The sequence below is a fragment of the Rhizobium sp. RAF56 genome (assembly GCF_052113965.1).
Classification (GTDB): domain Bacteria; phylum Pseudomonadota; class Alphaproteobacteria; order Rhizobiales; family Rhizobiaceae; genus Rhizobium.
In genome coordinates this window covers 18,337-28,753 of record NZ_JBFRDU010000052.1, presented here as the reverse complement: position 1 = coordinate 28,753, position 10,417 = coordinate 18,337, and the positions used below count along the sequence as shown (strand labels likewise).

The window sequence follows — 10,417 nt, the reverse complement described above, 5'->3', positions numbered from 1 at the left end:
TGGCACATGTCCAACAAGCTCGTCGTGCCTGAAAACATCACCATCCTGCCACTCCCGCCGAAATCGCCGGAGCTGAACCCGGTCGAAAACCTCTGGCACTTCATGCGCGAAAACTGGCTCTCAAACCGTGTATTCAAATCCTACGACGATATCGTCGATCACTGCTGCGATGCCTGGCGAAAGATCGAAAGCCAGCCTTGGCGCATCATGTCCATCGGACGCAGAGAATGGGCGAATGAGTTTTGACCAGTGAGAAGCCGTATTAGCCGGGAAGCTTGTCCGTAGCTCAACTTTAACGCGTTTCGCCAATTTCGTAGACCGCATTCGAATCGCTTGCATCACGCAGTCCTTTGTAGCCCGCATGTCGCAATTTGCCGTCTGCGGTCCAAGCTCGGAATTCGGTCTCCGCGACAAGCCGAGGCTCAATCCAGATTGCATTCCGCTTCCTCCTTCCGGACGATGCGAACTTTAGGGTCAAAACCCAATCAGCTTCGCTGGTCAATGGCCAACATGGAGTGAAACCCTTGCCGTTCGATCCAGCCGCCTGAAGCAGCAAGTAGCTACAGAAGCTCTCCTCCCCAGGCTGATCTTTGAATGTCGCGAAGGGGCCGACTGCCGACTGTCCGCTGCTAGGAAATGCAACACGATAGCCGGACACGTGGCCGCCCAATGCCAAGGTCTGAAATCGACCCAGCGGCCAAAGCGGAAATCATTTCCGCTGTAGGGCCGAGAGAGCACTGGCAGCTTGGAGGCTCGAATACGATTGACAGGCTCGCGTGACGCGAACCATTTAGTCAGAATTAGTCGATCAGGCGTTGGGCTGTGAACTTGTCCGTCACCAAAGTGTCGATAACGCCAACTCTTAGAGCGCCCGCGATCGCCGCGGTCTTTTTTGAGCCGCCAGCAAGGGCGATCACGCGGTCGACTCGCTCGAGGTCGTCCAGCGGGATGCCCATCACGCGCTCGTCCAATGGCGTCTTTACTCGCTTCCCATCCTTATCGAAGAAGCGTAGCGAGATGTCGCCGACCGCGCCGGCCTCCGCGAGGTCGGCGAGTTCGCGCGAAGAAAAAATGTTTCCCGATCTCGCGAGCAGTTCGGATGGCTCGACAGCGCCTATGCCGACGATCGCAAGGGTGATGCTTCCGAACAGGTCCATTGTCTCCCGGACAAACGGATCCGCCTGCATCAGGAGTTTGGCTTCCCGTGACGACGTCACACCTTGTACAGGAAGCAGCTTCGGCTCCGCCCCCGTCAGCCTCGCCAGCCGGGTGGTAAGCTGCGTGGCGTGCGTCTGTACTGAAGGATCGCCCATGCCGCCCAGCGTTTGAACGACGTATTTCGCTTGAGCGCTTTTTTGAGGATGGATGTTTTCGACCATCTTGAAGATTGTCTGGCTCCAGCTTGAAACCCCAATAATCTCGCCGGGCGAAAGGGTGATTTCAAGAAGATGGGCGGCGGCCTCGCCGATGCGGGCCATGATCGCTCCGTCGCGGTCTTCCGTGCATTCCACGACAATGGCTTCGGGGAGACTGTATTTGTCCCGGAGGGCGCCTTCCAGTTCGCTATAGGTTCCGACCGGCGGGATCACGCTTGTCCGGACGATGTCCTCGGCTTCGGCCCGCTTCAACATCCGCGATACCGTCGCCTGCGACAAGCGAAGGTGATGTGCGATCTCAGCCTGTCGGCGCCCCTCGATGTGATACATCTGGGCAACTCGTGAAATGAGACGGAGTTCGTTGAGGCGAGACATCGCTGATTCCGTGGTGAATTTTTATTCAGCTTTAACCGGTGTTTGACCAGACGTCGAGCGGAACAGCGCGTCGTGCCAGGTATTCAGGAGCACCTTCCGGTCAACGGCTTCCGGGGCGATCACCTGCGTGCTTCTCGGCAGTCCTTGGATGACACTCAGATCGCTCCATAGTCCCAGCGACAAACCTGCCAGATACGCTGCACCCAGCGCCGACGCCTCCGGTGCTTCGCACTGGATGACGGCGTGTTGAACGAGGTTTGAGACGCATTGCATCAGGAAGCGGTTTCGGCTTGGGCCGCCGTCGACATAGAGGGCGCCGAGTTCGCCGCCGCTCTGCGCGCGCATGGCGGCGATTACGTCGTAAACCTGGAGTGCGATCGAGTCCGTTACCGAGCGCGCCATCTGCGCTCGCGTGGTACTGAAGTTGATCTGTGAGAACAGCGCGCGTGCGTCGGAGTTCCAGTAGGGCGCGCCGAGTCCCACGAAGGCGGGCACGAAGCCAGGACCGCCCGGTTCTGCGGTCGCTGCAAGATCTACGAGGGCGGCGACGTTAGGAAGGCCGAGAATTTCCGCCATCCATGGCAGGCTCGCGGCGGAAACAAGAATATTCCCTTCGAAAGCAAAGGTGGGCGTTCCTTCGATGCGCCAGGCGACGGTGGTGGTGACGCCATTGCGCGGAGCGATGAAGCGTGGAAGTGTCGTCATCACCGACGACCCCGTCCCGAATGTCACCTTGCCATCGCCGGGCGTGAACGCTCCGTGCCCGAAGAGCGCGGCATGGCTATCCCCGATCGCCGCCCTGATCGGAGTGCCGTCGGGAACGCCGGGCAGTCCAAGCGTGGATCCAAAGTCGGCAGAACTGTCAAGCACCTGTGGAAGGAGTCGCGTGTCGACGCCGAAGATCTCTCCGAGCTCCGGGCTCCATCGTTGCTCTCGAAGGTCAAACAACTGGCTCCGGGCGGCGTTCGAGGCGTCGCAGACATGCCTGCGCCCGCCGGTCAGGCAATGTATGAGCCAACTGTCGATCGTGCCGAGCCGAATGGGACGTCCCCTCCGAGCGCGATCCAGAAGCCAACGGAATTTCGGACCTGGGAACATCGGATCAAGCGGCAGACCGGTGAGCTCCTGCACCCTATCAAGGTCTCCTTCGGCAATGAGGCGTTCGCAATCAGGCGCCGTCCGCCTGCACTGCCAGCTCACCACCGGTCCAAGTGCCTCTCCTGTTTCGGCGTCCCACACGGTGACCGACTCGCGTTGGTTGGAGATTGCCACCGCTTCGATGGAGACATCCGGGCTCGTCTTCAGGCATGCATCGATCGCCTCGCAGACGGAGGCATAGAGCCGGAGCGGCTCCTGTTCCACCCATCCCGGCTTCGGGTAGGAAATGCCGACAGGTGACGCGCCTCTCGCTATGACTTCGCCGCGCTCGGAGACGAGTACTGCCTTGGAATTTGTCGTGCCCTGGTCGATCGCCAGAATAGCCCGCATGATGTCCTCCCGAAATCAAAGGGCCGGGGCAGCAGGAAGCGCCCCGGCTTGATCGCCCGCGTCCAGCCTACTTGCGCTTCATCAACGCCTGGGCGGCGTCGGCAATCGCTGGTGGAGCCATGCCGAACTCGTCGAGCAGGAATTCCGCCGATCCGGTCGGAGCATATATGCCGGGAACGCCCAGGCGCTTCATCGGAACCGGAGCGTTGTCGACAACCACCTCGGCGACTGCGGAGCCAAGCCCGCCAAAGATTGAATGCTCTTCGGCCGTAACGATCGCGCCAGTTTCCTTCGCAGCGGCGATGATGGCGTTCTCGTCGATAGGGCGCACCGTTGCCAGGTTGAGCACCCTGGCGTCGACCCCTCGTTCCGCAAGGATTTCGGCAGCTTTCATCATGCGGTGGGTAAGGGTGCCGTTCGCGATGAGCGTGACATCCGAACCCTCGCGCAGAAGATTTGCTTTGCCGAGTTCGAACTTGTGGCCTTCCGGAAGCAGGTCGGGAACGCCGACGCGCGACAGGCGGAGGAAGCACGGGCCGACATATGTAGCGGCCCACTCGACGGCGGCGGCAGTTTCGATGCGGTCGCAGGGCGCGATGACCGGAAGATTTGGAAGGACACGTGTCCAGGCGAAATCCTCGATCGAGTGATGCGTCGGACCGAGCTCACCGTAGGCCATTCCCGAGGAGATGCCCACAAGCTTAACGTTGGCGTTCGAATAGGAGATATCGGCCTTGATCTGTTCGAGCGATCTTCCGGTCAGGAAGGGAGAAGCGCCGCACACGTATGGAAGGAGTCCACCGTTGGCGAGGCCCGCTCCAACGCCGACCATGTCCTGTTCGGCGATACCCACGTTGACCAGACGTTCCCCGTATTTTGACTTGAAGCCGGTCAACTTCGAGGAGCCGACGGAATCATTGCAGACCGCAACGATCTTTTCGTTCTCGGACGCCAAGCGTTCGAGGGTCGCCGCGAAGGCGTCGCGGCAATCGTGAAGCTTGGGTGCGTTTACTGGCGCGTTCATCACAGTGCCTCCGACAATTCTGCCAATGCGATTTCGTACTGTTCTTTGCTTGGAACTTTGTGGTGCCAGTCTACCCGGTCCTGCATGAACGAGATTCCGTGGCCCTTGTTGGTATGGGCAACGATACAATGTGGCCGCGCTCCTCGGTGTTCGAGTGCCGCAACGACCTCGCTCATATTGTTGCCGTCGATCTCGGAGACTTCCCAATCGAAGGCTTCAAGCTTCGGGCGGAAAGGCGCGAGATCGTTGGTGTCGGCGAGAGCAGCGCCCTGCTGGAACCTGTTGTGGTCGATGACCAAGGTAAGGTTATCGAGCTTGAACTGCGCGGCAGCCATGATCGCCTCCCAGTTGGAACCTTCCTGCATCTCCCCGTCACCAGTGACGACATACGTATGGTACTTCGCGCCGGAGAGCTTGGCTGCCTTGGCCATCCCTACCGAGACAGGCAAGCCATGACCGAGCGGGCCGGTGTTCGTCTCGACCCCCGGAACCTTGTTGCAGTTAGGGTGGCCGTTCAGCCTCGAGTGCGGCTGCAGGAAGGTCGAAATCTCTTCTTCCGGAATGAAGCCTCGCTTGGCCAGGGTTACATAGAGCGCGCACGCCGTGTGCCCCTTGGAAAGAACGAACCTGTCCCGATCGGGGTGCTTCGGCTGATCGGGCCAGATTTTCAGCACACGGAAGTACAGGGCGGTCAAGATATCGATGACAGACATCTCTCCGCCTATGTGACCGGCACCTGCTTCGACGACGGCCTGCAGATCGCGCAATCGGATCTCGCGAGCCTTGCGCTCAAGTTCGTTGATATCCATGGGGTCCTCTCGTATGAATAACTATTCACATGTCAATATTTTTGCATAGAAGTTGATTTAGTCAAGCCATCCTGTAAACATAGGCGCATTAGAAGGAGCCAAAATCCTTATTGACAGCCGAGAAGCAACTTGTTAATGAATTTTCCAGCAAGTGTGAATAAATATTCTGGCCTGAACGAATATAGGCTACCGACCCAGACCGAGGGAGGAACGATGGTGGCGCTTGATATCAATGAACAGAGGCTCTCGTCCGGCGCCTGGCTTAGCAAGCTCAAGGGTGCCACCGGTCCGCTCGTTGGACTTGTCGCGCTTTGCGTCTTCCTCAGCTTCAGCACGGATGCGTTTCTTTCTTTCCGAAACGGCCTCAACATCCTCGATCAGATCACCGTCCTCGGCATCATGGCGGTCGGCATGACCTTCGTCATCCTGATCGGCGGCATTGACCTTTCGGTCGGTTCGGTGCTCGCCCTTGCGATGATGGTCATGGGCTGGACCGCCAACATCGCAGGTCTCCCGTTAGTCGTCGGGATCGTTTTCGGCTTGATTGCATCCGCCATTTCGGGGCTGATCGTCGGCCTGCTCGTGACGCAGTTCAGGGTTCCTGCATTCATCGCCACGCTGGCGATGATGTCCGCGGTCCGCGGCGTCGCGAACATGATCACTGACGGCCAGCAGATCGTAGGGTTTCCCGACTGGTTTATGATGCTCGCCATCGACCGTCATTTTGGGGTGTTGACCGCGACCGTCTTCGTGATGCTCGTGGTGCTCCTCGCGGCATGGCTTTTCCTGCACTTCCGGTCGGAGGGCCGTATGCTCTATGCAGTGGGCGGGAGTCCGGAAGTCGCTCGCCTAGCCGGTATCAACGTCAAACTCGTGACGATCTCCGTCTACGTGGTCAGCGCCGTGCTTGCAGGGCTTGCAGGCATCGTGCTCGCCGCTCGCCTCGATGCGGTCCAGCCGTCCAGCGGTTTCGGCTACGAACTCGATACGATCGCTGCGGTCGTTATCGGCGGGACATCGCTCTCCGGCGGCGCCGGTGGGATCGGCGGCACCCTTATCGGTGTTCTTATCATCGGCGTCCTGCGCAACGGTCTCAACCTTCTCAACGTCTCGCCGTTTCTTCAGCAGGTGATCATCGGCGTCGTCATCGTACTGGCGGTTGGCGCGGAGACTGTTCGTCGACGCCGCGCCTGACAAACGAGGTCCGCCGCGGGGCGCACCTTTGGAATTCCACTTCAACGGTTTGGAGCGGATCAATACCCCGAGGGGGAGGAATTACCCGAGGGTTCCATCAAACAACGGAGGAAATACAATGAAAATTGCACGCACAATGCTCGCGTCCGTCGCACTTCTGGGACTTACGCTCGGTCCAGTACACGCCGCGGAAGTGAAGAAGCTCGGCCTCGCAGTCGCCAACCTTCAGGCAAACTTCTTCAACCAGATCAAGCAGTCGGTCGAGGCTGAAGCCAAGCAGCGTGGCATCGAAGTCGTCACTGTCGATGCGAAAGGTGACGGACCGACGCAGATCAACCAGATCCAGGACCTTCTGACCCAGAAGATCGACGCTTTGATCTACATTCCGGCAGGTGCAGCCGCGGCGACCGTTCCGGTCAAGCTTGCAAAGGCCGCCGGCATTCCCGTCGTGAACGTCGACCGCAACGCCGACGGCGCACCTGGCGACACCTTCCTTGCAACGGATTCCGTCGCGTCCGCCAAGGCCGTCTGCGACTACATTTTGAAGGAAGCGGGTGGCAAGGGCAAAATGGTGATCATACATGGTCAAAAGGGCACGACGCCGGAAGTCGACCGCTCGAAGGGCTGCGGCGAATCCCTCGCGGCCAATCCAAACGTGAAGGTGGTGGCCGAGCAGTATTCGAACATCTGGAGCCAGGACGAAGGATTCCAGATCATGCAGAATATGCTCCAGGCGAATCCTGACGTGTCTATCGTCTTCGCCCAGGCCGACGCGCTAGCACTAGGCGCGGCACAGGCGATCAAGGTTGCCAACCCTTCGCAGAAGATCGTGCTCGGCGGGTTCGACGGTGACACCGCGGCCCTCGAAGCGCTCAGCAAGGGGGTCTTCGACGTAACTGCGACACAGCAGACGCAGAAGATGGGCCGCGACGCGGTGGCGAACGCTGTGAAGCTTGTCGCCGGAGAGAAGGTGCCTCCAGTACAGCTCATGGACGCCACTCTGACGACCAAGGACAACGTTGCAGGCTTCATCGCCAACCACCCGTAATAGCGCAAGGTCTGAAGGAGGTGTGCCGTGACTGATCCGGTTCTTTCCCTGAGGGGCATTTCGAAGCGGTATGGACCGCTCCAGGTCGTGAAGAATGTGAGCCTGGACGTCTATGCCGGCGAAGTGGTGGCACTTCTCGGCGAGAACGGAGCCGGTAAGTCTACACTCTCCGGCATCATCGCCGGGTCACGCACGCCCTCCGAAGGATCAATGACATGGTTGGGGCAGCCTTATGCCCCGACCACCCCAAGGGAGGCCATCGACAAGGGCGTCGTCCTTATCCATCAGGAACTGCAACTCTTGCCGCAACTCTCCATCGCAGAGAACGTCTTCATCGGACGCTGGCCGATGAAGAACGGCGTTGTTGACCGAGCCGAGATGGTTCGTCGCGCCCAGGAACAGCTCGCTCGCCTGAACCTTCATATACCGGCCACGCGGAAGGTCGCAGGGCTTTCAACCGCGAACCAGCAGCTCATCGAGATTGCGAAGGCGCTGGCACTGAATGCCAAACTCCTGATACTCGACGAGCCGACCGCGGCCCTCGGCGGTGCGGAGACGGAGGCTCTGTTCGAGCAGGTTCGAAAGCTTCGATCGGAAGGCGTCGGCATTATCTACATTTCTCACCGTATGGAGGAGATCAAGCAGATCACCGATCGGATCGTCGTCCTTCGGGACGGCGAGCGCGTGCAGGAATTCTCCGACAGCGCCACTCCCGTCCGAACGATCGTCGAGAGCATGGTCGGACGCTCGCTAGAGCGAATGTTCCCCGTCCTGCCGGTACCGACCGATCGCCCCGTACTCGAGATATCGGGGCTGAGTTCTCCAGACAAATCGTTCCGCGACGTGACCTTTGTCGTGAAGGCCGGTGAAATCCTAGGAATTGCAGGACTTGTCGGCGCCGGTCGTACGGAACTTGTCCGCGCCATTTCGGGAGCGGATCCGATAAGCGCCGGCTCAATCAGGCTGGAAGGCGAAGATCTGAAACTACGCGATCCGGCCGATGCGATCGCCAAAGGCATCGTCATGGTTCCCGAAGACCGCAAGGACCAGGGCCTAGTTGTGGGCCACCGGATCGGCGAGAACATCATCTATGCCAACCTCGACAAGCTCGGCGGGCGTTGGGTCACGGCCAGCGCAAAGCGGTCGTTCGCAGAAAAGGCCGTCGCCAAGTTCGGCGTGAAGGGCCGCGCTGAGCAGCTAGCCTCGGACCTGTCCGGCGGCAACCAGCAGAAGGTCGTAATTGCAAAATGGCTTGTGCGCGATCCCAAGGTGGTGGTGCTCGACGAGCCCACCCGTGGCATCGACGTCGGCGCCCGCGCGGGCATCTACGACATAATCGTCAATCTCGCGAAGCAGGGCGTGGCGGTTATCGTCGTGAGCTCGGACCTCGAAGAGGTCCTCGGCGTGTCCAATCGTATCCTTGTTCTCGCCCAGGGCAAGCAGGCTGGCATTCTCAACCGTGACGAGGCGAACGACGTTTCTGTCATGGAGCTGGCGACAATCTAAGCGAAAATTGAAAGGAAAATGCAGTGTCCGCAATCACTCTGAACGCCCCGAAGCTTTTCGATCTCAGCGGCCAGGTCGCCATTGTGACCGGAGCTGGAAGCGGCATTGGTCAGCGCATTGCCATCGGTCTCGCACAATGCGGCGCTGACGTTGCGTTGCTCGACCGTCGAACAGACGACGGACTGGCAGACACCGCTAAAAACATCGAGGCTGCTGGGCGCCGTTCGATCCAGATCGCGGCGGACGTCACCAGCAAATCTTCCCTGGCGGATGCAGTTGCCCGCACCGAGGCCGAACTCGGAGCTCTGACACTCGCAGTCAACGCCGCGGGAATTGCCAATGCCAACCCGGCGGAGGACATGGAAGAGGACCAGTATCAGACGTTGATGGACATCAACCTGAAAGGCGTCTTCCTGTCCTGCCAGGCGCAAGCCCGTGCCATGTTGAAGAACGGACGCGGATCGATCGTCAACATCGCTTCAATGTCCGGAGGAATTGTCAATCGTGGACTCACGCAGGCGCATTACAATGCCTCCAAGGCCGGCGTGATTCATATGTCGAAGTCGATTGCGATGGAGTGGGTCGACCGCGGCATCCGCGTCAACACTATCTCGCCTGGATATACGGCAACACCAATGAACACCCGTCCGGAGATGGTTCATCAAACCAAGCTCTTTGAAGAACAGACGCCGATGCAGCGCATGGCGACTGTCGACGAAATGGTCGGTCCCGCCGTGTTCCTTCTCTCCAACGCGGCGAGCTTCGTAACGGGCGTCGACCTGCTCGTCGATGGCGGCTTCTGCTGCTGGTGATGACAATGAGAAAGCTGATTGCAGGCAACTGGAAAATGAATGGTCTCGCCTCCTCCCTGGCAGAGATCGCGGTGCTGAAGGGAGCAACGGGCATGGCGACGTGCGAAATCGTCGTCTGCCCGCCCTTCACGCTGATCGAGAAATCCTCGCAGCAATTGAAGGATTCGAACATCACCATCGGCGCCCAGGACTGCCACCCGCAGACATCGGGCGCCTACACGGGAGACGTGTCGGCAGAGATGCTCGCAGATGCGGGCGCCCGTTACGTCATTCTCGGCCATTCCGAACGGCGAGTTTCACACCACGAAGCCGACGCCTTGGTTGCCAGCAAAGTCGTTGCAGCACACAAGGCCGGGCTGACGGCAATCGTTTGCGTTGGCGAGACACGTGGCGAACGCGATGACGGAAGGGCACTCCACGTCGTAGGCACCCAACTCCGCGGCTCGGTACCGGCGGGCTCTTCCAGCTCCAACATGGCAATCGCATACGAACCTGTCTGGGCGATCGGAACTGGCCTGGTTCCCACCATAGAGCAGATCGAGGAAATCCATTCTTCGATAAGGAAGGCACTTGAAGAGCGGCTCGGCGAAGACGGAAGGAACGTCAGAATTCTCTATGGCGGTTCTGTCAAGGCTGCGAATGCGGCCGAGATCTTTGCTGTGGCCAATGTCGACGGGGCTCTCGTCGGTGGCGCGTCTCTGACTGCCGCGGACTTCGCCGGGATTATTTCCGCGGTCGGTCAAGTCGGCTGAACATAAGGGCTGTTGGGACATCAGCGGCCGACA

Annotated in this window: 11 protein-coding genes; 6 read left to right on the top strand and 5 right to left on the bottom strand. The window is 59.6% G+C overall.

Annotated elements, in window-relative coordinates; translation table 11 throughout:
- On the top strand, nt 1-246 hold a 246-nt coding region (locus AB4048_RS26285), incomplete at its 5' end, for a transposase (protein ID WP_442204419.1).
- Nucleotides 247-292: 46 nt separating this feature from the next.
- On the opposite strand, the gene AB4048_RS26280 is transcribed toward AB4048_RS26285, so the two are convergent.
- The 5 genes from AB4048_RS26280 to AB4048_RS26260 all read right to left on the bottom strand — a co-directional run bounded on the left by AB4048_RS26280 (nt 293) and on the right by AB4048_RS26260 (nt 5,072).
- Nucleotides 293-658 (bottom strand): hypothetical protein, encoded by a 366-nt coding sequence (locus AB4048_RS26280; protein ID WP_442204926.1) that lies wholly within the window; start codon nt 656-658, stop codon nt 293-295.
- Between the two features lie 142 nt (nt 659-800).
- Nucleotides 801-1,751 (bottom strand): sugar-binding transcriptional regulator, encoded by a 951-nt coding sequence (locus AB4048_RS26275; protein ID WP_442204925.1) that lies wholly within the window; start codon nt 1,749-1,751, stop codon nt 801-803.
- Nucleotides 1,752-1,772: 21 nt separating this feature from the next.
- Nucleotides 1,773-3,239, bottom strand: coding sequence for an FGGY-family carbohydrate kinase (locus AB4048_RS26270; protein WP_442204924.1), 1,467 nt, complete (start codon nt 3,237-3,239; stop codon nt 1,773-1,775).
- A 67-nt stretch (nt 3,240-3,306) separates the two neighbouring features.
- The gene (locus tag AB4048_RS26265) at nt 3,307-4,263 is read right to left on the bottom strand and encodes a transketolase family protein (RefSeq protein WP_442204923.1); all 957 of its coding nucleotides are present in this window, start codon (nt 4,261-4,263) and stop codon (nt 3,307-3,309) included.
- Nucleotides 4,263-5,072: a transketolase gene (locus AB4048_RS26260; protein WP_442204922.1), complete on the bottom strand. Its 810-nt coding sequence runs from the start codon at nt 5,070-5,072 to the stop codon at nt 4,263-4,265. Before AB4048_RS26260 ends, AB4048_RS26265 begins: the two co-directional genes overlap by 1 nt.
- A 213-nt stretch (nt 5,073-5,285) precedes the next feature.
- On the opposite strand from AB4048_RS26260, the gene AB4048_RS26255 reads away from it, so the two are divergent.
- The 5 genes from AB4048_RS26255 (at nt 5,286) to tpiA (ending at nt 10,384) form a co-directional block, all read left to right on the top strand.
- Nucleotides 5,286-6,266 (top strand): ABC transporter permease, encoded by a 981-nt coding sequence (locus AB4048_RS26255; protein ID WP_442204921.1) that lies wholly within the window; start codon nt 5,286-5,288, stop codon nt 6,264-6,266.
- 118 nt (nt 6,267-6,384) lie between these two features.
- The gene (locus tag AB4048_RS26250; protein ID WP_442204920.1) at nt 6,385-7,314 is read left to right on the top strand and encodes a sugar ABC transporter substrate-binding protein; all 930 of its coding nucleotides are present in this window, start codon (nt 6,385-6,387) and stop codon (nt 7,312-7,314) included.
- Between the two features lie 27 nt (nt 7,315-7,341).
- Nucleotides 7,342-8,820: a sugar ABC transporter ATP-binding protein gene (locus AB4048_RS26245; RefSeq protein WP_442204919.1), complete on the top strand. Its 1,479-nt coding sequence runs from the start codon at nt 7,342-7,344 to the stop codon at nt 8,818-8,820.
- 23 nt (nt 8,821-8,843) lie between these two features.
- On the top strand, nt 8,844-9,632 hold the full coding sequence (locus tag AB4048_RS26240; RefSeq protein ID WP_442204918.1) for an SDR family oxidoreductase: 789 nt from the start codon (nt 8,844-8,846) through the stop codon (nt 9,630-9,632).
- 5 nt (nt 9,633-9,637) lie between these two features.
- Nucleotides 9,638-10,384, top strand: a complete 747-nt coding sequence (gene tpiA / locus AB4048_RS26235; RefSeq protein WP_442204917.1) for a triose-phosphate isomerase — start codon at nt 9,638-9,640, stop codon at nt 10,382-10,384.
- Nucleotides 10,385-10,417 lie beyond the last annotated feature (33 nt).